General features: G+C 38.1%; 23 protein-coding genes and 1 other RNA gene. 23 read left to right on the forward strand and 1 reads right to left on the reverse strand.

The genetic code is table 11. The features are described from left to right. The first annotated feature begins 141 nt into the window (after nt 1-141). The 23 genes from HCB38_RS12745 to HCB38_RS12855 all read left to right on the forward strand — a co-directional run bounded on the left by HCB38_RS12745 (nt 142) and on the right by HCB38_RS12855 (nt 23,086). On the forward strand, nt 142-540 hold the full coding sequence (locus tag HCB38_RS12745) for a hypothetical protein (protein ID WP_185319868.1): 399 nt from the start codon (nt 142-144) through the stop codon (nt 538-540). A gap of 16 nt (nt 541-556) precedes the next feature. After that, nucleotides 557-1,165 (forward strand): TetR/AcrR family transcriptional regulator, encoded by a 609-nt coding sequence (locus tag HCB38_RS12750; RefSeq protein ID WP_185638707.1) that lies wholly within the window; start codon nt 557-559, stop codon nt 1,163-1,165. Nucleotides 1,166-1,244: 79 nt separating this feature from the next. Next, the gene (locus HCB38_RS12755) at nt 1,245-3,407 is read left to right on the forward strand and encodes an MMPL family transporter (protein ID WP_185638709.1); all 2,163 of its coding nucleotides are present in this window, start codon (nt 1,245-1,247) and stop codon (nt 3,405-3,407) included. Between the two features lie 78 nt (nt 3,408-3,485). After that, on the forward strand, nt 3,486-4,412 hold the full coding sequence (locus HCB38_RS12760) for a dipeptidase (RefSeq protein ID WP_185638711.1): 927 nt from the start codon (nt 3,486-3,488) through the stop codon (nt 4,410-4,412). Between the two features lie 148 nt (nt 4,413-4,560). Then, nucleotides 4,561-5,904 carry an RNA polymerase factor sigma-54 gene (rpoN, locus tag HCB38_RS12765; RefSeq protein ID WP_185319864.1) on the forward strand — a complete coding sequence of 448 codons (1,344 nt, stop codon included), beginning with the start codon at nt 4,561-4,563 and terminating at the stop codon, nt 5,902-5,904. A 441-nt stretch (nt 5,905-6,345) separates the two neighbouring features. Continuing rightward, on the forward strand, nt 6,346-7,392 hold the full coding sequence (locus HCB38_RS12770) for a sugar-binding transcriptional regulator (RefSeq protein WP_185319863.1): 1,047 nt from the start codon (nt 6,346-6,348) through the stop codon (nt 7,390-7,392). Nucleotides 7,393-7,424: 32 nt separating this feature from the next. Continuing rightward, nucleotides 7,425-8,435, forward strand: coding sequence for a type I glyceraldehyde-3-phosphate dehydrogenase (gene gap, locus HCB38_RS12775; protein ID WP_185638713.1), 1,011 nt, complete (start codon nt 7,425-7,427; stop codon nt 8,433-8,435). Nucleotides 8,436-8,570: 135 nt separating this feature from the next. Next, a complete protein-coding gene (locus HCB38_RS12780) occupies nt 8,571-9,761 on the forward strand; it encodes a phosphoglycerate kinase (RefSeq protein ID WP_185638715.1) in 1,191 nt (396 codons plus the stop codon). 45 nt (nt 9,762-9,806) lie between these two features. After that, a complete protein-coding gene (gene tpiA, locus HCB38_RS12785; RefSeq protein WP_003726581.1) occupies nt 9,807-10,562 on the forward strand; it encodes a triose-phosphate isomerase in 756 nt (251 codons plus the stop codon). A 1-nt stretch (nt 10,563) separates the two neighbouring features. Next, nucleotides 10,564-12,096 (forward strand): 2,3-bisphosphoglycerate-independent phosphoglycerate mutase, encoded by a 1,533-nt coding sequence (gpmI, locus tag HCB38_RS12790; protein WP_185619410.1) that lies wholly within the window; start codon nt 10,564-10,566, stop codon nt 12,094-12,096. Nucleotides 12,097-12,230: 134 nt separating this feature from the next. Then, nucleotides 12,231-13,523: a phosphopyruvate hydratase gene (eno, locus tag HCB38_RS12795; RefSeq protein WP_003727923.1), complete on the forward strand. Its 1,293-nt coding sequence runs from the start codon at nt 12,231-12,233 to the stop codon at nt 13,521-13,523. 102 nt (nt 13,524-13,625) lie between these two features. After that, nucleotides 13,626-13,799: a hypothetical protein gene (locus HCB38_RS12800; protein WP_185319970.1), complete on the forward strand. Its 174-nt coding sequence runs from the start codon at nt 13,626-13,628 to the stop codon at nt 13,797-13,799. Nucleotides 13,800-13,923: 124 nt separating this feature from the next. Next, entirely contained in the window at nt 13,924-14,643 is a 720-nt protein-coding gene (locus HCB38_RS12805; RefSeq protein WP_185638717.1) for an alpha/beta fold hydrolase, read from the forward strand. Nucleotides 14,644-14,825: 182 nt separating this feature from the next. Continuing rightward, the gene (locus tag HCB38_RS12810) at nt 14,826-15,569 is read left to right on the forward strand and encodes an alpha/beta hydrolase (protein WP_185319859.1); all 744 of its coding nucleotides are present in this window, start codon (nt 14,826-14,828) and stop codon (nt 15,567-15,569) included. Between the two features lie 89 nt (nt 15,570-15,658). Then, on the forward strand, nt 15,659-15,892 hold the full coding sequence (gene secG, locus HCB38_RS12815) for a preprotein translocase subunit SecG (RefSeq protein ID WP_003739713.1): 234 nt from the start codon (nt 15,659-15,661) through the stop codon (nt 15,890-15,892). A gap of 471 nt (nt 15,893-16,363) precedes the next feature. After that, a complete protein-coding gene (locus HCB38_RS12820) occupies nt 16,364-17,110 on the forward strand; it encodes an alpha/beta hydrolase (protein WP_185319858.1) in 747 nt (248 codons plus the stop codon). Between the two features lie 33 nt (nt 17,111-17,143). Then, on the forward strand, nt 17,144-19,525 hold the full coding sequence (gene rnr / locus HCB38_RS12825) for a ribonuclease R (RefSeq protein ID WP_185638719.1): 2,382 nt from the start codon (nt 17,144-17,146) through the stop codon (nt 19,523-19,525). Between the two features lie 15 nt (nt 19,526-19,540). Beyond that, nucleotides 19,541-20,005, forward strand: a complete 465-nt coding sequence (smpB, locus tag HCB38_RS12830) for an SsrA-binding protein SmpB (RefSeq protein WP_003723350.1) — start codon at nt 19,541-19,543, stop codon at nt 20,003-20,005. A 197-nt stretch (nt 20,006-20,202) separates the two neighbouring features. Then, nucleotides 20,203-20,572: a transfer-messenger RNA gene (ssrA, locus tag HCB38_RS12835) on the forward strand. A gap of 112 nt (nt 20,573-20,684) precedes the next feature. Next, nucleotides 20,685-21,008: a hypothetical protein gene (locus HCB38_RS12840; protein ID WP_185638721.1), complete on the forward strand. Its 324-nt coding sequence runs from the start codon at nt 20,685-20,687 to the stop codon at nt 21,006-21,008. A gap of 133 nt (nt 21,009-21,141) precedes the next feature. After that, complete coding sequence (locus HCB38_RS12845) at nt 21,142-21,711, forward strand: YdcF family protein (RefSeq protein WP_185319855.1); 570 nt, start codon at nt 21,142-21,144, stop codon at nt 21,709-21,711. A 40-nt stretch (nt 21,712-21,751) separates the two neighbouring features. Then, nucleotides 21,752-22,648 carry a helix-turn-helix transcriptional regulator gene (locus tag HCB38_RS12850; protein ID WP_185319854.1) on the forward strand — a complete coding sequence of 299 codons (897 nt, stop codon included), beginning with the start codon at nt 21,752-21,754 and terminating at the stop codon, nt 22,646-22,648. 54 nt (nt 22,649-22,702) lie between these two features. Further along, nucleotides 22,703-23,086 carry a GyrI-like domain-containing protein gene (locus tag HCB38_RS12855; RefSeq protein ID WP_185319853.1) on the forward strand — a complete coding sequence of 128 codons (384 nt, stop codon included), beginning with the start codon at nt 22,703-22,705 and terminating at the stop codon, nt 23,084-23,086. Between the two features lie 31 nt (nt 23,087-23,117). Here the strand turns inward: HCB38_RS12855 and HCB38_RS12860 are convergent, their stop codons facing one another. Beyond that, complete coding sequence (locus HCB38_RS12860; protein ID WP_185319852.1) at nt 23,118-23,459, reverse strand: YxeA family protein; 342 nt, start codon at nt 23,457-23,459, stop codon at nt 23,118-23,120. Between the last annotated feature and the right edge of the window lie 67 nt (nt 23,460-23,526).

Genomic DNA, 23,526 nt, shown 5'->3' on the forward strand with positions numbered 1-23,526 from the left:
AGACTATACGTAAAACTCAGAGATAACCGCCGATTGCGATTGTAAAATATTTATACTGTCTATTTAACTTTCTGCCAAAATTAGTCTACTTCAACCCAGCATTTTCTGGTAAAATATAAATCAGCAAGGGAGGCGCTTATTTTGGCTGCTAGTTTGAAAGAACGGTTAGAAAAAGAAGTAAGAACATATAGTGAAGATAATCATTTGAACGTTCAAACAATTGATTTTTTATATGCAGGACCTCATATGCGAGGACGCCACTCGCTTATTCTAGCCTTTACGGAAGCTGGAATTTTTACATTTGTTTTCAAATTAAGTGACGCAGAAATGCACTTTTTAGATGCAAAAACGATTCAGCAAATTGCGCTAGTTAAAAAGAAATTGGTGTACCGTTTATTTATCCGTGCAGTAACGGAGGATGGCGAACTAGAAGAAGGGAAATATCTTGTAAGTAAACGAGTTTTCGGACGGAAATGGCACAAAGAAACTTTACAAAAATTAATTGATAAAAACATACAACTACTGACTACAAACCAATAAGAAAGGTGGGGTAATGATGGAAAAGAAACGCACTCGGGCAGAAGAACTAGGAATAACAAGAAGAAAAATTCTCGATACAGCAAGAGACTTATTCATGGAAAAAGGTTACCGGGCAGTTTCAACAAGAGAAATTGCTAAAATCGCCAAAATTACCCAACCGGCACTTTATCACCATTTTGAAGATAAAGAATCACTTTATATTGAGGTAGTTCGTGAACTGACGCAGAACATTCAGGTGGAAATGCATCCGATTTTACAATTGAATAAGCCGAAAGAAGAGCAGTTACATGATATGTTGATTATGTTAATTGAAGAACATCCAACCAATATTTTACTAATGATTCACGATATTCTTAATGAAATGAAGCCGGAAAATCAGTTTTTACTATATAAGTTATGGCAAGAAACATATTTAATGCCGTTTCAACAATTTTTTGAGCGCTTAGAAAATGCAGGAGAGTTGCGCACAGGTATCAGTTCTGAAACAGCCGCGCGATACTGTTTATCGACTATTAGCCCACTGTTTTCTAGCAAAGGTAGTTTCGCGCAAAAACAAACGACTACAGAACAAATTGATGAATTAATTAATTTAATGATGTTTGGCATTTGTAAAAAAGAGGTATAATTTAGAGTGCTTCTTTTTTTTGGTGTTTCACTTATCGATTGATAAACGAAAAAATAAGCAAACTAAAGGGGGATTTATAATGAAAGACGGATTTTTAAGTAAAATAGCCAGTTTTGTCGGTGGTAAGAAAGGTCGGTTTATAACACTAGGTCTATGGATTATCGCTATTATAATTTTACAGTTGTTCTTTCCAAAGGCTGCGGATTACAAAGACGATGCAGCGAAAGACTTACCTAGTTCAGAGCCTTCTGTGGTCGCCCAAAAACTAATTGATGATAAATTTGCTGGGACAGACGGGACACCAGCGCTTATTACTTGGTATCGTTCAACTGGCTTCACCACAGCTGATTTAGCTAATATTCAAAAATACAGCAAAGAATTAACTAAAAACCCAGTTGACTTCCAAAAAATGGCAGTTCCATATGATAAAATGCCGCCAGTTGCCTTAAAACAGCAAGTTTCTAAAGATGGAACCACTTTTATTCAAACCGTTATTATGAAAGATAGTGCGACGTCAGATCAGCTAGCTGAGAGTTTTAAACAACTCGAAACAACTGCTAAAAAAACAATTGGCGAAGATCCTTTTGCCAAGAAAGTGTCAGCTGATGACACACTTGTTGCTCGGACAACTGGACCAGCAGGTATCAGTGTGGACGCGAGCGGATTATTTAAAGACGCAGATGTTTCACTGTTAATTGGGACGGTTCTACTTGTTCTAGTCTTTTTATTAGTTATTTATCGTTCGCCAATTTTGGCATTAATTCCTCTGATTGCAGTAGGGTTTGCTTATTTAGTAATTACGCCGATTCTTGGTTTGCTTGCAAAAGAAGGGATTATCACATACGGTTCCCAAGGGCTCTCGATAATGACCGTACTATTATTTGGTGCAGGAACAGATTACTGTTTATTCTTGATTGCTAGATTCCGAAGCCATTTACACACAGAAAAAAATCGTTTCCAAGCATTTAAAGAAGCTTTTAGTGGGACAGCTGGGGCAATTGCGCTTAGTGGCTTGACTGTTATGGCGGCGCTACTTCTACTTTTAGCTGCCGAATATGGTTCGTTCCATAACTTTGCCGTACCTTTTAGTTTAGCGATTTTCATTATGATGATTTCTTCATTAACACTTGTGCCAGCGTTACTTGGCTTATTTGGTCGTGTTTCATTCTGGCCATTTGTCCCAAGAACAATAGAAATGGAAGAAGCTCGTGCAAAGAAAAAAGGGAAGACACCGAAACATCACAAAGAAAACCGTTTTTGGCATAAAATTGGTGAAATGTCTGCAAAACATCCCGTGCGTATTTTAATTATTACTTTAATCATCCTAATTGGCTGTGGGATTTTCACGACGCAAGTCAAATATACGTATGATACACTTTCGACTTTCCCCGAAGACATGCCATCTCGAGAAGGTTTCACGCTAATTAGCGATCATTTCGGTGCCGGTATGCTCGCGCCGATGGAAGTGGTTGTTAATTCCAAAGAATCAATGAAAAGTTCGCTTGAAAATGTGGATGGAGTAGCTTCGGTTACTGGGCCTGAACGAAGCAAAGGTTACCAAAAATACACACTTATTTTGAAAGACAATCCTTATAGCAATGAAGCAATGGATGTCGTACCAAAAGTTCGCGCCGCTGCTGATAAAGGTAATGATGTTTATATAGCTGGCCAAACAGCAACACAATATGATGACCGGGCAGTGACACAACATGATGAAAAAGTAATTATCCCACTCGTGATTGCCTTGATTGCCATTTTACTACTTTGTTATTTACGTTCAATTACAGCAATGCTTTACTTAGTGGCAACAGTTCTACTTTCATTCGTTGGAGCACTTGGACTTGGTTGGGTCATTATCCATTATGCAATGGGAGTAGAAGCTATTTCTGGCTTGATCCCACTATATGCCTTTGTCTTTATTGTGGCCCTCGGAGAAGATTACAATATCTTTATGATTTCTAGTATTTGGAAAAATAGTAAGAAAATGCCGCTTCGAAAAGCCATTACAGAAGGTGTTGGTCAAACTGGTGGGGTTATTACTTCTGCAGGTTTAATTTTAGCGGGAACGTTTTGTGTCTTAACCACACTACCAATCCAGTTATTAGTACAATTTGGTTTAATTACTGCGATTGGTGTGTTACTAGACACATTCATCGTTCGACCATTCCTTGTTCCATCAATTACCGTACTCCTCGGGAAATGGGCATTCTGGCCAGGTAAACAACATAAAATGACAAAATAATAATGTCCTAAATAAACTTCTTGTCTATTCCTCTGAAAGGTATATAATAGATGTATCTAAAAGGAGGAACGACAGAAAATGAGAGTAATTGATACCCACTGTGATGCGCTTTATAAGTTACAGGCTGGAAAAGGAAAATACACTTTCCAAGATGCAAAAGAACTTGATGTGAATTTTGAACGGCTTATAGAAGCTAAAATGTTGTTACAAGGATTCGCCATTTTTCTTGACGAAGAGGTTCCTGTTGAAAATAAATGGAAGAAAGCAGTAGAGCAAGTTAATATTTTTAAACAACATGTTCTCCATAAAGGCGGAATGATTCAGCATATAAAGAAATGGTGCGAATTAGAAAATCTGCCGGAAGATAAAATTGGTGCAATGTTGACTTTAGAAGGCGTTGAACCAATTGGACGTGACTTAGATAAATTAACCCAATTGCTTGATGGCGGGGTATTATCTGTTGGTTTAACTTGGAATAATGCTAACTTGGCAGCAGATGGGATTATGGAGGAACGCGGTGCAGGTTTGACCCGTTTTGGGAAAGAGATTATCCATCTTTTGAATAAAAGAAAAGTATTCACGGATGTTTCGCACTTGAGTGTGAAAGCTTTTTGGGAAACTTTAGATGAAGCTGAGTTTGTCATTGCCAGCCATTCGAGCGCTAAAGCAATTTGTTCGCATCCAAGAAACTTAGATGATGATCAAATTAAAGCGATGATAGAGCATGATGCGATGATTGATGTTATTTTCCATCCGCTTTTCACAACAAATTCTGGTGTGGCGGATATGGAAGATGTTATCCGTCATATTGATCACATTTGTGAACTTGGCGGTTTAAAAAACATTGGTTTTGGCTCGGATTTTGATGGCATCCCAGATCATGTCAAAGGACTGGAACATGTCGGTAAGTACCAAAGCTTCCTCCAAACATTAGAGAAACACTATACAAAAGAAGAAGTAGAAGGATTTGCATTTCGCAATTTCTTAAACCATTTACCAAAATAAAAAAGTCCAAGCACTAGTTGAAGTGCTTGGGCTTTTTCAAATAGAATGTGCTGTAATTTGAAAAATGGCATGTTATAATAAAGACTAGAAATGGAATATAATTCAGTTTGGTAGTAGTATCAGACTGATTTTTAATGGAGGTTTTAATGTGCGTTTAGAATCTAATTTCGTCCAAAAGCAACAACAAAAACAATCGCTGAAATTAAATATGACGCAACAATTGTCACAGTCTATTGCTATGCTTCAATTTGCGACAGCTGATTTAGTGGCATTTTTAGAAGATAAAGCACTCGAGAACCCATTAATAGAAGTGATTCCAGGCTCGGATTTTGCAACAGATTTTTCCTATAGTAGCCGTAGAAGTACTGGAAGTTCTGATGATACAGATTGGTTAGAACAAATAGCAGATAATAAGTTGACGCTAGCCGATGCGCTAAAAGAACAATTACATTTAATGGATATAACGCAAACCCAAAAAATTATTGTTTTATATTTAATAGAAAGTTTAAATGACAATGGTTATTTACAAATAGATTTAAAAGATGTTAGTGCAGCACTTCTGATGGATGATTCGAGTGTTTTAGAAGGACTTGAAATTTTACAAGGGATGGAACCTGCTGGAGTTGGAGCGAGGGATGCGAGAGAATGTATTTTACTCCAAATCGAACGTTCACCTGATGCTCCTTATATTGCTTACGATGTCATCCAAAAATTCTTCACAGAATTCGCTGAGAAAAAATGGAAAAAAATTGCATCAGAAATGGACGTTAGTTTGCAAGATATTCAAGAAGTTTCTGACTACATCCAAACATTAAACCCTAAACCAGGCTCTGAGTTTGAGTCAGAACGCGTCCAATATGTAGTTCCTGATTTAATTTTACTCCAACACGGAAATGAATTTGCCGTTTCTCTAGCAAAACAATTTCTGCCACAAGTCAGGTTTCAAGAGGCTTATTATGAAACAATGCGAGCAACAGAAGAAAAAGACGTTGCCCAATTTCTCCGTGAAAAAGCGGGTGAATTTGATTGGATAAAAAAAGGAATTGAACAACGGGAAAACACATTACAAAGAGTAGGTGAGGCAATCGTAAGTCACCAAAAATCCTACTTTCTCGACAATTCAGCCCATTTGCAACCCCTAACTTTAAAAGAAGTGGCAGAAGAACTTGGTGTGCATGAGTCTACAGTGAGTCGTGCGGTAAATGGCAAGTATATGGAAACGAATACCGGCGTGTATGAACTAAAACGTTTTTTTGCATCTGGCTTACAGAAAAAATCTGCTGAGAACGAAAACATTGGCGACATCTCTAGTACGACGATTAAAAAACTAGTACAAGAATTCGTAGCAGCAGAAGATAAATTAAAACCACTCTCGGATCAAAAAATAGTGGATATGCTCGCAGAAAAAGAAATTCAAGTTTCCAGAAGAGCTATCGCTAAATACCGCTTGGAATTAAATATCCCATCATCTTCTAAAAGAAAAAGATTTTAAAGACATTTTTTGCCTCACAACTAGGCTGTGGGACAAAAAATGTCTTTTTAGAATAAAAAAATTACCAAGAGCATGTTTCATTTTTAATAGAGGTGGAAAACAACTAGTGTAGCCTAGTTAGAAGTTTGCATTCTTAAATTTAATTGTAAACTTTAGGTGAATATTTCATAAATGTCCCACTTAATACTTGAAGATTTCTACTAAGACTGTTAGAATAGGGAACGTAGGGTAGTTAAAGAACATTAAAAAAAGATTCACCAGCGTAAGCAGAAAGAGAAGGGGTAAAAACTCATTGAGAGACATTTTGTTGACGAGCTGAAGTAGCTAGTTTAATAGTCTTGAAAGTTTATGTAAACCTCTATCTCTACTTTTTTTAGTTCTAACGGGACGTCAGATGACTAAGTGGGTCGTGAAGCGTCCAAGGATGAGGAGCAATTAAAAATGTCAGACTTAATTAACATTCAGAAAAAGTTATTGCCCGACGTTTTAATGATTATGCAAAAACGCTATCAAATCTTACGCTCAATTTATTTTTCTGAACCAGTTGGAAGACGAACACTTGCCGGAATGTTAGGCATGAGTGAACGAGTCCTGCGCGGCGAAGTGGAATTTTTAAAAGCACAAGGTTTAGTAGAAATTGCTTCTTCCGGGATGACCGTTACAAAAGAAGGTTTGGTCGTTTTTCGCGATTTAGAAAATGTCATGAACCAACTTTCGGGGTTACATTCAATGGAAGAACAATTAGCAAAGAAATTGCAAATCAAAAAATGCTTGGTAGTGCAAGGTGATAGCGATGATACACCATGGGTCCGCGAAGAAATGGGGCGTGTGGCGGTAGAACAATTAGACATGGCGCTCACCGAAAAAAGAAACATCGTCGCAGTTATGGGCGGCTCTACAATGGCAACTGTTGCCGAAATGATGACAACTGATTTCGCAAAGGGCAGAGAACTACTTTTCGTTCCCGGTCGTGGAGGTATTGGTGAAGACCTTGACAATCAAGCGAATACAATTTGTGATAAGATGGCAACGAAGACAAACACGAAACACCGCGTTCTTTATGTTCCAGAACAACTTGGCGAAGAAGCCTACCGTTCTTTACTGAAAGAACCGGCAATTCAAGAAGGCTTACGGTTAGTACAATCCGCAAATGCTATTATCTTAGGCATAGGTGATGCGCTCGCAATGGCGAAACGCAGACATACCGGCGAAGAAGTACTTGAAAAAATCATCCGTCGTAAAGCCGTTGGTGAAGCATTTGGTTATTATTTTGATGAGCAGGGCGAGGTTGTACATAAGGTCCCTACTTTCGGTCTTCAATTCGAAGACTTAGCGCAAATTCCGCACATTATCGCTGTTGCAGGCGGTACATCGAAAGCCAAAGCAATCAAATCGTATATGAAAAGCGCTCCGAAAAATACGATTTTAATCACGGATGAAGGAGCAGCAAAATCGCTTTTAAAAGGGAGTAATACCCTTTTGAAATAAAAAAACACTATTTTCAAGGAGGAAATTGACTTATGACAGTTAAAGTTGGTATTAATGGTTTTGGACGTATCGGACGTCTAGCATTCCGTCGTATTCAAAATGTGGAAGGAATTGAAGTTGTTGCAATCAATGACTTAACAGACGCTAAAATGTTAGCTCACCTGTTAAAATATGATACAACTCAAGGCCGTTTTGACGGTGAAGTAGAAGTACATGATGGTTTCTTCAAAGTAAACGGTAAAGAAGTTAAAGTATTAGCTAACCGTAACCCAGAAGAACTTCCATGGGGCGACCTAGGAGTAGATATCGTTCTAGAATGTACTGGTTTCTTCACAGCGCAAGACAAAGCTGAATTACACATTAAAGCTGGCGCTAAAAAAGTTGTTATCTCCGCTCCAGCAACTGGCGACATGAAAACAATCGTTTACAATGTAAACCATGAAACATTAGACGGAACTGAAACAGTTATCTCTGGCGCAAGCTGTACTACTAACTGTTTAGCTCCTATGGCTAAAGTTTTAGAAGTCAAATTTGGTGTTGTTGAAGGTCTAATGACTACAATTCACGCTTACACTGGTGATCAAAATACATTAGATGCTCCACATCCAAAAGGTGACTTCCGTCGTGCACGTGCTGCTGCCGAAAATATTATCCCTAATACAACTGGTGCTGCTAAAGCTATCGGTGAAGTATTACCAACACTTAAAGGTAAATTAGACGGAGCTGCTCAACGTGTTCCAGTTCCAACTGGTTCCCTTACTGAATTAGTAACAGTTCTTGATAAAAAAGTTACTGTGGATGAAGTAAATGCAGCTATGGAAGCAGCTTCTGATCCAGAAACATTCGGTTACACTAGTGACCAAGTTGTTTCTTCTGACATCAAAGGTATGACTTTCGGTTCATTATTTGACGAAACTCAAACAAAAGTGCTTACAGTTGGCGATCAACAATTAGTTAAAACTGTTGCTTGGTATGATAACGAAATGAGCTACACTGCTCAATTAGTACGTACTTTAGAATACTTTGCAAAAATCGCTAAATAATTACTAGATTAATTTTACTGAAGTGCTTGTTACTTCAGCAATAACAAGAATAAGCGGAGACACTATTGTTTCCGCTTATTTTCTGAAATAACGGGGGGCGACCCCAATCCTTTAAAATTAATGGAGGAACTTTAAATGGCTAAAAAAGTTGTAACTGATTTAGATTTAAAAGACAAAAAAGTTTTAGTTCGTGTTGACTTTAACGTGCCAATGAAAGACGGCAAAATCACTAACGACAACCGTATTGTTGCCGCACTTCCAACAATTGAGTACATCTTAGAACAAAACGGTAAAGCAATTCTATTTTCTCACCTTGGAAAAGTAAAAACAGAAGAAGATAAAGAAGGAAAATCTCTTCGTCCAGTAGCCGCTCGTTTAAGCGAATTACTTGGAAAAGAAGTGAAATTTGTTCCAACTACTCGTGGTCCAGAACTTGAAAAAGCAATTGATGAGTTAAAAGACGGCGAAGTACTTCTTTTTGAAAATACACGTTTTGAAGATATTGATGGTAAAAAAGAAAGCAAAAATGATTCAGAACTTGGAAAATACTGGGCTAGCCTTGGCGACGTTTTCGTAAATGACGCTTTCGGTACTGCTCATCGTGCGCACGCGTCTAACGTTGGAATCGCTTCTAACCTAGAATCAGCGGCCGGATTTTTGATGGAAAAAGAAATTAAATTCATCGGCGGTGTAGTTGATAATCCAACACGCCCACTAGTAGCAATCCTAGGTGGCGCTAAAGTTTCTGACAAAATCGGTGTTATCGAAAACTTACTTACAAAAGCAGACAAAGTACTTGTCGGTGGCGGAATGACTTTCACTTTCATGGCAGCTCAAGGTCAAGAAATTGGTAAATCTCTTCTAGAAGCAGATAAAGTTGAACTTGCTAAAGGTTTACTTGAAAAAGCTGGCGATAAACTAGTATTACCAGTTGATGCAGTTGTATCTAAAGAATTCAGTAACGATGCTCCTTTCCATACAGTGAGTGCAGATAGCATTCCAGCTGATGAAATGGGACTAGATATTGGTCAAGCTACAATTGACTTATTCACAAAAGAACTTCAAGGTGCTAAAACAGTAGTATGGAATGGTCCAATGGGCGTATTTGAACTTAGCAACTTTGCTAAAGGTACAATTGGCGTTTGTGAAGCTATTGCAAACTTAACGGATGCAACAACAATCATCGGTGGTGGGGATTCCGCAGCAGCAGCTATGGACTTAGGTTTTGCTGACAAATTCACACATATTTCCACTGGTGGCGGTGCATCTTTAGAATATCTTGAAGGTAAAGAGCTTCCTGGTGTTGCTTCTATTAGCGACAAATAAGCTGAACCAAAAATAATTTTTAATATCGAGAGGATGTTTATCCAAATGCGTAAACCAATTATTGCTGGTAACTGGAAAATGAACAAAACTGCTGCAAAAGCAGGACAATTTGCAGAAGACGTAAAAAATAACGTGCCATCAAGCGATGCTGTTGAATCAGTAGTTGCTGCACCGGCTCTATTTTTACAAGAATTAGTTCGTCTTACTGAAGGAACTAATCTTCGCGTAGCTGCACAAAACTGTTATTTTGAAGACGAAGGTGCTTTCACTGGCGAAATTAGCCCGTTTGCACTTGCTGACTTAGGTGTATCTTATGTTATTATTGGACACTCTGAACGTCGTGAGTACTTCCACGAAACAGACGAAGATATTAACAAAAAAGCACACGCAATCTTCAAACACGGCATGACACCAATCATTTGCTGTGGTGAAACATTAGATCAACGTGAAGCTGGTCAAACAGATACTTGGGTACGTGGTCAAATCCGTGCAGCGCTTGCTGGTTTAACGGAAGAACAAGTAATCAAATCTGTTATTGCTTACGAACCAATCTGGGCAATCGGTACTGGGAAATCTTCTACAAGTGCTGATGCAAACGAAACTTGTGCAGTTATTCGTGCAGAAGTTGCTGACGCTGTATCTCAAAAAGCAGCAGACGCAGTTCGTATTCAATACGGTGGTAGCGTAAAACCTGAAAACATTGCTGATTATCTTGCAGAGTCCGACATTGACGGCGCTCTTGTAGGTGGAGCAAGCTTAGAACCAGCATCGTTCTTAGCATTATTGGAGGCAGTAAAATAAAATGAGTAAATCACCTGTAGCAATTATTATCCTCGATGGTTTTGGTAAACGTGCAGAAACAGTAGGTAATGCTGTAGCTCAAGCAAACAAACCAAATTTCGACCGTTATTGGGCTAATTTTCCTCACGGGGAACTTAAAGCTGCCGGCCTTGATGTTGGTCTTCCTGAAGGCCAAATGGGTAACTCTGAAGTTGGCCATACAAACATCGGAGCTGGACGTATTGTCTACCAAAGCTTAACTCGTATTGACAAAGCTATTGAAGAAGGCGAATTCCAAGAGAACAAAGCCCTAAACAATGCCTTCACACATACAAAAGAAAACAACTCGGACCTACATCTTTTCGGTTTACTATCAGACGGCGGCGTGCATAGTCACATTAATCACCTCGTTGCACTTTTAGAAACTGCGAAAGATAAAGGCGTGAAAAACGTTTATATCCATGCATTCCTTGATGGACGTGACGTGGCTCCACAATCTTCACTAGAATATTTAGAAACACTACAAAAAGCTATTAGTGATTTAAACTATGGTGCAATTGCTACTGTTTCTGGACGTTTCTACGCGATGGATCGTGATAAACGCTGGGAACGTGTTGAAAAAGCTTACAAAGCAATCGTCAGCGCTGAAGGTGAAAAATTTGAAGATCCAATCGAACTTGTCAAAGCTTCTTATGCGAATGACAAAAATGATGAATTCGTTGTTCCTGCTATCATTACTAAAGATGGCGAACCTGTTGCAACAGTCAAAGACAACGATGCAGTTATTTTCTTCAATTTCCGTCCGGACCGTGCGATTCAACTTTCTAATGCATTCACTGATAAAGAATGGGATCATTTCGACCGCGGGGCTAACCACCCTAAAAACATCAAATTCGTTACAATGACTCTTTACAACCCAAGCATTGATGCAGAAGTTGCTTTTGAGCCAATTGAAATGAAAAATGTTATCGGCGAAGTACTTTCTAATGAAGGCCTTTCGCAACTGCGTATCGCTGAAACAGAAAAATATCCACACGTAACATTCTTTATGAATGGTGGACGAAATGAAGAATTCCCTGGTGAAAACCGGATTCTAATCAATTCGCCAAAAGTAGAAACATACGATTTGCAACCTGAAATGAGCGCATATGAAGTAACAGATGCACTTGTTGAAGACATTAAAAACGACAAACACGATGCGATCATCTTAAACTTCGCAAACCCAGATATGGTTGGGCACTCAGGTATGCTTGAGCCAACTATTAAAGCAATCGAAGCAGTAGATGAAAATCTTGGTCGTGTAGTAGACCTTATTTTAGAAAAAGGTGGATCAGCGATTATCTTTGCTGACCATGGTAACTCTGAAACAATGTCTACTCCAGAAGGAAAACCGCACACTGCGCACACTACTGTTCCAGTTCCAGTAATTGTAACAAAAAAAGGTGTAACGCTTCGTGAAGGTGGTCGTCTAGCTGACGTTGCGCCAACTATGCTTGATTTACTTGGCGTTAAAAAACCTGCCGAAATGACAGGTGAAAGTTTAATTCAAAAATAATTTTAGTTATTACTTTAGTTTTTTTGCAAACAGAGCTACAATAAATACGAATTTAAAAACGGATGGGTCTTTGATTTGAAGTGAATGTCCTATTCATTTCGTTCAATTAATCCCAACAAAGGAGAGAATTATAAATGTCTATTATTACTGAAGTTTATGCTCGCGAAGTCTTAGATTCCCGTGGTAACCCAACTGTTGAGGTTGAAGTTTATACTGAAGCTGGTGCGTTTGGTCGCGCTTTAGTTCCAAGTGGTGCTTCAACTGGTGAATACGAAGCTGTAGAATTACGCGATGGCGACAAAGCTCGTTACCTTGGAAAAGGTGTTTTAAAAGCTGTTGAAAACGTAAACGACATTATTGCTGACAAAATTATCGGTTTTGACGTAACTGACCAAATCGGAATTGACAAAGCAATGATCGAACTTGATGGTACACCTAACAAAGGTAAATTAGGTGCTAACGCTATTCTTGGTGTTTCTTTAGCTGCTGCTCGTGCTGCTGCTGACGAACTAGGCGTACATTTATATGAATATCTTGGCGGAGTGAACGGTAAAGTTCTTCCAGTTCCAATGATGAACATCCTTAACGGCGGAGAACATGCTGATAACAATGTCGACGTTCAAGAATTTATGGTAATGCCTGTTGGAGCTCCAAACTTTAAAGAAGCTCTACGTATGGGTGCTGAAATCCTACACGCACTTAAAGCTGTTCTTAAAGGTAAAGGCTTAAACACTGGTGTTGGTGATGAAGGTGGATTCGCTCCAAACCTTAAATCCAACGAAGAAGCTCTTGAAACAATCATGCAAGCAATTAAAGATGCTGGTTACAAACCTGGCGAAGAAGTTAAACTTGCGATGGATGCTGCATCAAGTGAGTTCTATAACCGCGAAACTGGTAAATACGAACTTAAAGGTGAAGGCGTAACTCGTACTTCTGAAGAAATGGTAACTTGGTATGAAGAAATGATTACTAAATACCCAATCATCTCTATTGAAGATGGCTTAGACGAAAATGACTGGGACGGATTCAAACTACTTACAGAACGTATTGGTGACCGCGTTCAATTAGTAGGTGACGATCTATTTGTAACTAACACAACTAAACTTAAAGAAGGTATCGAAAAAGGTATCGCTAACTCCATCCTAATCAAAGTTAACCAAATCGGTACTTTGACTGAAACATTGGATGCAATTGAAATGGCTAAACGCGCTGGTTACACTGCAGTTATCTCTCACCGTTCTGGTGAAACAGAAGATTCCACAATCGCTGACATTGCTGTAGCTACAAACGCTGGTCAAATCAAAACTGGTGCGCCTACTCGTACTGACCGTGTTGCAAAATATAACCAATTACTCCGCATCGAAGACAATTTGGCTGATCTTGCTGAATATCATGGTAACGACACTTTCTACAACTTGAAAAAATAAGTTGATTGAATAAAACGCTAAACACCGCGAAAAGTAAAATTTTCGTGGTGTTTTTTCTGTTTTGAAATAACAGGAGGGGGTAATGAGTTGGAAGAGGAGGTAATGCTGATGAAAGTAAAAAATAGTCAGGCCTCAAAAGTGCTCGAAACTCCAAAAATCAAAGACGCAGTGGTGCATGAAAAAAGCCACCCCATAGCCGAAAAGCGCTCTGTACCAAAGAAAATTATTGATGCAGATGTGCCGCAACAACAGTTCCATCGTAGACTTATGAAATAATTGCGCGCCTGATTCTACAATGTTAGAATCAGGCGTATTTTATTAGAAGCATTTTTATATGAAATCAAGTATAATCAGATGTAAAATAAGAGTATTAAAAGTCTCGCGCAAGGAGAAATGCTTTATGATAACAAAAATCAATGGAATTAACTTGTTTTATCAAATTTACGGGACTGGCGAACCGATTCTTCTTATTCACGGTAATGGTCAAAATCACCGTTCCTTAAAGCGAATTATTGATGATTTATCGCTTGACCACCAAGTGATTGCAGTAGATAGTCGTGCTCACGGTAGGAGCGATGCGGGCAATATGCCACTTGATTTTGAAATAATGGCGCTTGATATGCTTTCATTACTCGATTTTTTGAAAATTGATAAATATAAAATTGTCGGATATAGTGATGGAGGGATTGTTGCTCTTGTAATGGGAAAAATGCAGCCACATCGTCAAATTGCCTCTGTTGTTATCGGTACAAATTACCATGTAAACCAAATTCGCTTTTTGCCAGATTTATTTTGCCGAGTTGCTTATGGTTCTGCCGTTCTATTAGCGCCATTTAGCCGTTTTTTCGACCGAATGAAACAACAACTTGCTTTAACAATTTATCATCCACATATGTCTGAAGCAGATTTGAAAAAAATAACCGCACCACTTTTGGCAGTTGTTGGCGAATATGATTTGATTTCTTCTAAAGATACGAAAAAAATGGTGCATTCTGTTCAGCACGGCAAAATGGCAATTGTCAGAAATGGTCTTCATTATTTACCTAAACAAAAGCCAAAACAATTGTTACAATTAATTCATACTTTTTTTTCTGATTTAAGCGCGGGGATTCACAAATAGAATTACCTTAAATCCCTTTAGTACCAACATGTTTGGTAGTTGAGAAAAAAGTATTTGACAAGTTCTTTGGATAGCGTTAATATTGGTCTATTGGTCAGAACTCAAAAGGTAGCTTATTTAGTTCAGATGGGCTACAATGGAGTGGATTATAAAAGTGATGATATTAGGAGGATTGCGTAAAAATGAGTGCGGATCGTAGCTTTACGTTAAAAGCGGGAAATCGTGCTGTTTTGCTCTTGCATGGCTTTGCAGGGACTACAGAAGACGTAAGAGAACTTGGAGAAACTCTAGCAGAAAATGGATACACAGTACATGCACCAAACTTCAGAGGTCACGGGGATGAACCCGCTATTTTCTTGAAAACAACACCGGAAATGTGGTATGAAGATGCGGTGGCTGGATATCGTCAACTTGAAAAAGACGGATATAATGAAATTGCAATTGTCGGTGTGGCAATGGGCGGTGTTTTTGCGCTTAAAATGGCCGAATCGTTTTCACCAAAAGCGATTGTTCCACTCTGCGCCAACGTAAACCGCAAAATGCGCTATATCCCAATCGAAAACTATTTAACTAAACAATTAAAGAAACAAGGTATAGTAGAACAAGAAGCGGATCAAATGTTAAAAAACTATCTTCCTGAAATTGATGTAATGACGGAAGCACGTGCTACTTTCTACAAAAATGTAGCAAGCGACATTGAGAAAATCCATGTGCCAACAATGATTGGCCAAGGCTGCCAAGACGAAGAAATCGATGCAGATAATGCCAACTATATCTTTAAGCACATTCATACAAATGACAAACAACTATGTTTCTATGCAGGTTCAGGTCACGATATTGTGAACGACTGTGAAAAAGATATTTTAGAAGAAGACTTGATTTACTTCTTAGACGATTTAGTTTGGCTCGAGGAAAAAGTTGTTTGATTATTGTATAGAAACAAACCTTTACGTATAATACCAAATATGGTAAAATTAACCTTAGTCAAATTGGGCGGTTTTAGGAGGAAAGAACAATGAGTACAGTTTTAACGGTCTTACTCATCATCGTATCAGTACTGTTAATTACAGTTATCATACTTCAACCAGGTAAAAGTGCTGGCTTATCCGGTGCCATTTCTGGTGGAGCTGAGCAATTATTCGGTAAGCAAAAAGCAAGAGGACTAGAACTTATTCTACATCGTACAACCATCGTTCTATCCATTGTTTTCTTCGCAATACTAATTGCACTGGCATACTTTGTACAGTAACGAGATGTTAACCACCTGAATGAAAATTTAGGTGGTTTTTTATTATTGGAGTTCTAAAGAAGTGTAGTCCGCTTCCCTAGAACTCCAATACAAGGCGTAACGAAGTGGAGCGTTGTTTCCATTAAAAAAAGTGGACGAACACCCCAAAAAGAGGCGAACAAATTACTAAATACAACAAATCCCCTAGAACTCCAATACAAGGCATAACAAAGTGGAGCGTTGTTTCCATTAAAAAAAGTGGACGAACAACCCAAAAAGAGGCGAACAAATTACTAAATACAACAAATCCCCTAGAACTCCAATACAAGGCATAACGAAGTGGAGCGTTGTTTCCATTAAAAAAAGTGGACGAACAACCCAAAAAGGGGTGCACAAAACATTAATTTAGTAAATCCCTTAGAACTCCAACAAAAATAACATCCACCTCAGAACAACCAAAACTCCAAAAAGAACCAAGGAGCGATATTTATTATGAAAATAACACCACCACAACCATTTTTATTTGAAAAAGGTAAAAGAGCAGTGTTACTCTTACACGGTTTTACAGGTAGCTCAGCGGATGTAAGAATATTAGGTAGGTTTTTACAAGAAAACAATTACACTTGCTACGCCCCTCAATACAGAGGCCACGGTGTATCTCCTGACCTACTCTTAAAAACGGGGCCAAACGACTGGTGGGAAGATGTTCTTGCGGCATATGACCATCTAAAATCTCTTGGTTATACCGAAATTGCTGTAGCAGGACTTTCACTCGGTGGACTTTTTTCATTAAAATTAGGTTTTTCTAGGCCGTTAAAGGGAATTATAGCCATGAGTACCCCAACAAGGATGGACAGTTCATCACCAATAATTCAAGGCTTTTTAGATTATGTACGTAATTATAAAAAATTAGAAGGTAAAACACCTGAACAAATCGATGCAGAAATGGTTGCTTATAAAGATGCCCCAATGAATACCATTGCTAAATTAAAAGATGAAATTAATGGTGTTGTGGCTGAAATAGATATGATTTATGCACCAATTATGGTCATTCAAGGTGAAAAAGATGACATGGTTGATGTGAGCGGAGCACAGCTAATTTATGATACAGTAGAATCAACAAAGAAAGAATTACACTGGTTTAAAGAATCTGGTCATGTCATCACATTAGACAAAGAAAGAAAAGATGTAAACCAAGCCGTTTTAACATTTTTAGATAGTTTAGATTGGCTAGAATAAACAACTTTTAAAACAGAGAGAGGAGGGACAGAAGTGGAACAAAAACAAATGGAAGAAAAAATTATGAATTTACTAACTTCGGCGCCTGATAAAACGTTTGCGCTAGAAGATTTAGAAATAGAAATAGCTTTAAACAATGCGGATGACTTTAAATTAATGGTGAAAGCTTTAGTAAAACTGGAAGATTCCGGAACTATTGTCCGCTCAAGGAAGAATCGGTATGCATTACCAGAAAAAATGGACTTAGTAAAAGGAACATTTCGCGCACATGAACGAGGTTTTGGCTTTGTTCTCCCAGAAGAAAAGGAAATGGACGATATTTTTATCCCGCCAAATGAAGTAAAAGACGCAATGAATGGGGACTTAGTTTTTGCGACGATTACGAAACGTAAAGGCGATAATTTGGCAGAAGGTACGATTAAGAAAATTGTCGAACGGAAGACAACGCAAATCGTCGGAACTTATATGGAAGACTTAGCTGGTACTCCGATTGTGATGCCAGATGATAAGCGACTTTTCGGTGAAGTGGAAATTGATTTAGAGGACGGCTTAAAACCAGTTGATGGACATAAAGTTATCGTTGAATTGACAGAATATGCAACTGGCCATGCGCGTGCAAAAGGGGTAGTTAAGTCTATTATCGGTCACCGCAATGACCCAGGAGTGGATATTTTATCAATTATTCATAAACATGGTATTTCAATTGGATTCCCGGAAGAAGTAATGGAGCAAGTAAGTAAAGCACCTGATGTGGTTGATGATTCAGATATTGGCAATCGTCGTGACTTGCGCGATCAAATGATTATTACGATTGACGGGGCAGACGCTAAGGATTTAGATGATGCTGTTACTGTTAAGCAACTTCCGAACGGCAACTGGAAGCTAGGCGTTCATATTGCAGACGTAACGCATTATGTAACAGAAGGCTCGCCACTTGATAAAGAAGCGCAAGACCGTGGAACGAGTGTTTATTTGGTTGACCGGGTAATTCCGATGTTGCCACATAAACTATCGAATGGAATTTGCTCGCTTAATCCGCAAGTTGACCGTTTTACCATGAGTTGTGAAATGGAAATTGATCAAGAAGGTCATGTGGTTAACCACGAAATTTTTGAAAGTATTATTAAAACTACGGAACGTATGACGTATACGGATGTAAATGATATTTTAGTTGAAAAAGACGAAGCGTTGCGTGAAAAATATGCGCCAATTGTTCCGATGCTTGAAGCAATGCAGCATTTGGCTGAAACCCTTCGCCATAAACGTGAAAAACGTGGCGCGATTGATTTTGATTTTAAAGAAGCACGTGTAGTTGTTGATGAAGAAGGTCACCCAGAAGCAGTCGTTATGCGCGAACGTTCAGCGGGAGAGCATTTGATTGAAGAATTTATGCTTGCTGCCAATGAAACAGTCGCAGAACATTTCCACTGGATGGATGTACCATTTATTTATCGTATCCATGAAGATCCAAAAGAAGATAAATTAGCTCGTTTCTTTGAATTCATTACGAACTTTGGCTTGATTGTGAAAGGAACAGCTAACGATATTCACCCAGCTGCTTTACAACAAGTACTAGAAGAAGTAAAAGGTAAACCAGAAGAAATGGTTGTTTCTACTGTTATGCTGCGTTCGATGCAACAAGCGAAGTATGATACAGTGAGCGCCGGACACTTTGGTTTGTCTACTGATTTTTATACTCATTTCACCTCGCCGATTCGTCGTTACCCAGATTTAATCGTTCACAGGTTGATTAGAGAGTATTTAATTAACGGCGATGTTCGTCCGGAAACAATAGAAAAACGCGCTGAGGAGCTTCCTGAGATTGCTGAACATAGCTCGAAAATGGAGCGGCGTGCCGTAGAAGCAGAACGCGAAACAGACGAACTGAAGAAAACGGAATTCATGGTCGACAAAGTGGGCGAACGTTTCATCGGAATCATTAGTTCGGTAACCAATTTTGGCTTATTTATCGAGCTACCGACAACGATTGAAGGTCTTGTCCATGTGAGTGCAATGAAAGGCGATTATTTCAAATTCCATCAAAATCAGTTAGCGATGATTGGCGAAAGAACGGGTCAAATTTATCGTATCGGTGATGAAGTGGAAGTAGAAGTAACTAAAGTTGATGTGGATGCACGTGAAATAGATTTTGCGCTCCGTAGTGAAGGTAAACCTGGTCCAGTGAGCGACAAACAAAAACGCCAACGCGAAAAACCGATTGATAAAACTAGAAACTTCAAGAGTAGTTCAAAAAATAATCGTAATAAGCGCAGAACTGGAAAATCAGATGATACGAAACCAAAATCAGAACGTAAAGAAGACGAATGGTATACAAAACCTAAGAAGAAAAAGAAGAAAAAACCTTTTTATCAAGGTGTAGCAAAAGAAAGCCCGAAAAAGAAAAAACGTCGCTAGAAAGGATGGGGAGTTATGCCAAAAGGTGATGGTAAACTAGTCGCGCAAAATAAAAAAGCGCGCCACGATTACGCAATTGAAGAAACTTTTGAGGCTGGCATTGTCCTACAAGGTACTGAAATTAAATCCGTTAGAAACGCACGGGTAAACTTAAAAGATTCCTATGCACGTATCGACAAAGGGGAAATTTTCTTACACAATATGCATATTAGTCCATATGAACAAGGGAACCGCTACAATCATGATCCACTAAGGACGCGCAAGTTGCTTTTACATAAGAAGCAAATCAGCCGTTTAATTGGCGAAACGAAAGAATCTGGTTATTCGATTGTGCCGCTTAAAATGTATATTAAAGATGGATACGCAAAAGTACTCATCGGTGTGGCTCGAGGTAAAAAGAAATACGATAAACGCCAAGATTTGAAACAAAAAGAAGCAAAACGTGATATTGAACGTGCATTTAAAGAGCGCCAACAATAAAATGCCTAAACCTAGTTATGTAACACTTAGTTAGATAAACTAGGTTTAGCTCTTGCCTTTTTAATTCAGTAACAGGTTTAGATTTTGCCGAGAATATCGTAATATATTTTTTATAAAAGAATCGCATTTACTATATGTTTTTCTATTTGTAAAGCCTTGTTTTTTCCTGTATAATAACAAATGTTAGCTCTAATCCTGGGGATGTTACGGATTCGACAGGGATAGTTCGAGCTTGAGTTGCGAGTCGGGGGGATCGTCCTCGTTATCAACGTCAAAGCCAATAATAACTGGCAAAGAAAAACAAAACCTAGCTTTCGCTGCCTAATAAGCAGTAGCATAGCTGATCCTCCGTGCATCGCCCATGTGCTACGGTAAGGGTCTCACTCTAAGTGGGCTACACTAGTTAATCTCCGTCTGGGGTTAAATAGAAGAGCTTAATCAGACTAGCTGAATGGAAGCCTGTTACCGGGCCGATGTTTATGCGAAATGCTAATACGGTGACTACGCTCGTAGATATTCAAGTGCCGATATTTCTGGACGTGGGTTCGACTCCCACCATCTCCATAAAATAAAAAAGTTATGAATGGCTGTATAAAACTGTTTATAGCTTTTTTTATTAGAAACATTTAAACTCCAAGGTTAACGCTGAAAATAAAGTGACATTATAGTGAGGTTATCAATGAGTACAGAAGAATTTGTAAAAAACGTTCATAAAGAAAAAGACAATTTATTGAGAGTATACTTTGAAAATCAAAATAGTGAAGTTAGTAATCAAATAAATACCATGGAATTAACTGCTAAACAAAAAGAAAAATTAAATAAAGTTCTTGATATAGCTTTAAGTGACCTTTGTTTTACTTTATTATCTGCATTAGATGGCGCTACTTCATTAGGGAATCTCGAACAAACTGATTATACTTTATATGATGAAGATGAAAATGAATTAGTGCAAAATGGACAAATGGAATTAGCTGCATATGAGTATTTTTTTAATAGAAACTAATAATTCAAAGGTAAACATCCCAAAACAGTTTTGGGGTGTTTTTTTAATTTCCCTTAACTTGATTATTTCTTTCTCTTTTATTTACAATTTTCTGCTAAGCTATTATTAAAGAAGTAAAGAGAGGACGAACTAGATGAGAGGTCTAAGGAAAATTTTCGTTATTTTTATTGTAATTGGATTTATATATGTATTGATTGTTGCGGCGTTTATGTTCAGTGGGACGAAAGCTAAACCGGGTGAAAATGTAAAAACGGTACTTATTTTAGGTGCGAAAATAAACGGAAATCCGGCTAGCCCCTCGTTAGTTTTGCAAGAAAGGTTGGATGCGGCTGTTGCTTATTTGAATGAATATCCAAAAGCAAAAGTGATTGTTAGTGGTGGTCAGGGGGCGGATGAAAGTGCAACAGAAGCTTCAATTATGGAAGAATATTTAGTTAACGAGGGAATTGCTAGGAACCGGATTAAGCAGGAAACCAAATCTAAAAGAACAGAAGAAAATATTAAATATAGTAATGCGACATTTGATTTAGGAAAAACAGTGATTGTGACAAGTGACTATCATATGTATAGGGCATTAATGCTAGCAAAACGTCAAGGGATTGATGCAACCGGTCTTCCAGCAAAATCGCGGACATTTGCTAAATACAAAGGAATGATGCGAGAAGTTTTATCCATCACTTATGGGTGGGTTTTTGACCGCTAATACATGCTATAATAAGGCTAAAAGAGCTGGAGGTTTTGGGATGAAACTAGAGCGGATTTTAGCAATACTTGTAATGATTTTAGAGCGAAAAGTACTAGCAAGTGAGCTGGCTGAAAAATTTGAAGTAAGTACACGGACGATTTATCGTGATATGGATACATTACTCTATGCCGGATTTCCAGTCGTTGCTTTACCAGGAAAAAATGGCGGATTTACGATGCTTGATACATATAAACTAGCAACGTTTACTTTTTCTGAGGAAGAGAAGCGGATTTTGCTTGAAGCACTAGAGGCGCGTTCGGAATTTATGTTAAATGATAGCCAAGAAACTTTACGAGAAAAAATCACTTTATTACAAACAGAAAAACCAACTAGCAATTATATTTTCTTTGATTCAGCGACACAACATCGCAAGCAAATCGAGGCGGAAGTAAAACGGAAAATCGCCTATATTCAAAAAGCTTTTACAATGAAAAAACAGCTAGATATAACATATATTGCGATGGACGGAGCAGAGACAAAACGAGAAATTTCACCTCAAAAATTAAACTTAATGGATGGCAGCTGGTATTTAGAAGCATACTGTCACAAAAGAGCAGCCATTCGCCACTTTAAATTAACAAGAATAACGACTTTGAAAGAAACGAGTAAAACTAGTATGAAAATAAAAGAAGACCAAAAACAAGTTGAAGTAACAAAAAAAATTGTTTTAGAGTTTCCGAAAAACCAGCTTGGAAAATTATTGGATTACTTTTTGTTAGAAGAAATGCAAATTGAGATAGATTTAGTTCGTGTAACGTTTCAATATGATCCTGAGCGGAACATTATCCCGTTTTTATTGATGTTTGGAAGTGCGGTGAAGATTTTAGAACCGGATTCACTACAAAAAGAATATAAAGCCGAAGTGGAAAAACTTTATTTTAATTTGAATTGTTGACAGATAGCTGTCAAGTTTAGTTCGCTATAATGGTTTTAAAGGAGGCGGCAAATAATGATTTTACAAGAAAATAAAGTGATTTTTGGAAAAGAGATACGTGCAAACAACGAAAATTTTAGCCCGATTGCAGAACTGTGGGGCGAGATAATGGCGGATAAACCTACTGGAGATATTTTTGCAGTATATAGTAATTATGCCAGTGATTATAAAGGTGACTATGATTTGTTGGTAGGCACAAAAGGCTGGGATGAAGAGAGAAGCGTAGTAATTGAAGCCGGAGAATATCTGGTATTTTCTGTAGATAATGCGAGTCATAAAGGTGTGGAGGAAGCGTGGCAGCGGATTTGGGCGCAAGATAGCAAATTAAAACGAACATACAAAACGGATTTCGAATGGTATCATACGAATGGGAAGATAGACATATATATATCAATATAAAAAATCCCCTCATAAGGAGGAGATTTCTTGATTATTTAAGGTTTTCTACTGCTTTAGCTGGGACTTCTTTTTCGGAAACTTCTTCAAAAGAAGTCACGCCTTTTAATTTTTTATAATATAGCTTTAAGTAAGCTCCTTTGCGCAAGTTTTTATCTGCTTTGAAAGAAACTTCTTTTAAAGCGCCATCTTTGTCATAGGCAGGCATTGTGTATGAGTAATTGAAACCTCTTTCGTTGCCTTCTTCGCCATCTTTTGTGATTTTAACATACAGTTGCTCAGCACCTATTTTATTTCCACTATTTAAATAGTACACGCCAAAAGCGATACCACCTAAAAGTATTACGCTAATAATGAGTAGAATTATTTTTTTCATTGTTTAAACCATCCTTTTCTGAGTTCTTACGTTTATTTTAACGAAGAAAAGGACTTGATTCCCTCGT

The organism is Listeria farberi (genome assembly GCF_014229295.1).
Taxonomy (GTDB): Bacteria; Bacillota; Bacilli; order Lactobacillales; family Listeriaceae; genus Listeria; species Listeria farberi.

Bases quoted from the DNA above. Each gene is read 5' to 3' on its own strand.
- HCB38_RS12780 (WP_185638715.1), top strand. From the start codon at position 8,571: ATGGCTAAAAAAGTTGTAACTGATTTAGATTTAAAAGACAAAAAAGTT.
- eno (WP_003727923.1), top strand. From the start codon at position 12,231: ATGTCTATTATTACTGAAGTTTATGCTCGCGAAGTCTTAGATTCCCGT.
- HCB38_RS12850 (WP_185319854.1), top strand. From the start codon at position 21,752: ATGAAACTAGAGCGGATTTTAGCAATACTTGTAATGATTTTAGAGCGA.
- smpB (WP_003723350.1), top strand. From the start codon at position 19,541: ATGCCAAAAGGTGATGGTAAACTAGTCGCGCAAAATAAAAAAGCGCGC.
- HCB38_RS12800 (WP_185319970.1), top strand. From the start codon at position 13,626: ATGCTGATGAAAGTAAAAAATAGTCAGGCCTCAAAAGTGCTCGAAACT.
- HCB38_RS12820 (WP_185319858.1), top strand. From the start codon at position 16,364: ATGAAAATAACACCACCACAACCATTTTTATTTGAAAAAGGTAAAAGA.
- HCB38_RS12755 (WP_185638709.1), top strand. From the start codon at position 1,245: ATGAAAGACGGATTTTTAAGTAAAATAGCCAGTTTTGTCGGTGGTAAG.
- HCB38_RS12760 (WP_185638711.1), top strand. From the start codon at position 3,486: ATGAGAGTAATTGATACCCACTGTGATGCGCTTTATAAGTTACAGGCT.
- HCB38_RS12855 (WP_185319853.1), top strand. From the start codon at position 22,703: ATGATTTTACAAGAAAATAAAGTGATTTTTGGAAAAGAGATACGTGCA.
- HCB38_RS12840 (WP_185638721.1), top strand. From the start codon at position 20,685: ATGAGTACAGAAGAATTTGTAAAAAACGTTCATAAAGAAAAAGACAAT.
- HCB38_RS12770 (WP_185319863.1), top strand. From the start codon at position 6,346: ATGTCAGACTTAATTAACATTCAGAAAAAGTTATTGCCCGACGTTTTA.
- secG (WP_003739713.1), top strand. From the start codon at position 15,659: ATGAGTACAGTTTTAACGGTCTTACTCATCATCGTATCAGTACTGTTA.
- HCB38_RS12805 (WP_185638717.1), top strand. From the start codon at position 13,924: ATGATAACAAAAATCAATGGAATTAACTTGTTTTATCAAATTTACGGG.
- gpmI (WP_185619410.1), top strand. From the start codon at position 10,564: ATGAGTAAATCACCTGTAGCAATTATTATCCTCGATGGTTTTGGTAAA.
- HCB38_RS12860 (WP_185319852.1), bottom strand. From the start codon at position 23,459: ATGAAAAAAATAATTCTACTCATTATTAGCGTAATACTTTTAGGTGGT.
- HCB38_RS12810 (WP_185319859.1), top strand. From the start codon at position 14,826: ATGAGTGCGGATCGTAGCTTTACGTTAAAAGCGGGAAATCGTGCTGTT.
- HCB38_RS12845 (WP_185319855.1), top strand. From the start codon at position 21,142: ATGAGAGGTCTAAGGAAAATTTTCGTTATTTTTATTGTAATTGGATTT.
- tpiA (WP_003726581.1), top strand. From the start codon at position 9,807: ATGCGTAAACCAATTATTGCTGGTAACTGGAAAATGAACAAAACTGCT.
- gap (WP_185638713.1), top strand. From the start codon at position 7,425: ATGACAGTTAAAGTTGGTATTAATGGTTTTGGACGTATCGGACGTCTA.
- HCB38_RS12750 (WP_185638707.1), top strand. From the start codon at position 557: ATGGAAAAGAAACGCACTCGGGCAGAAGAACTAGGAATAACAAGAAGA.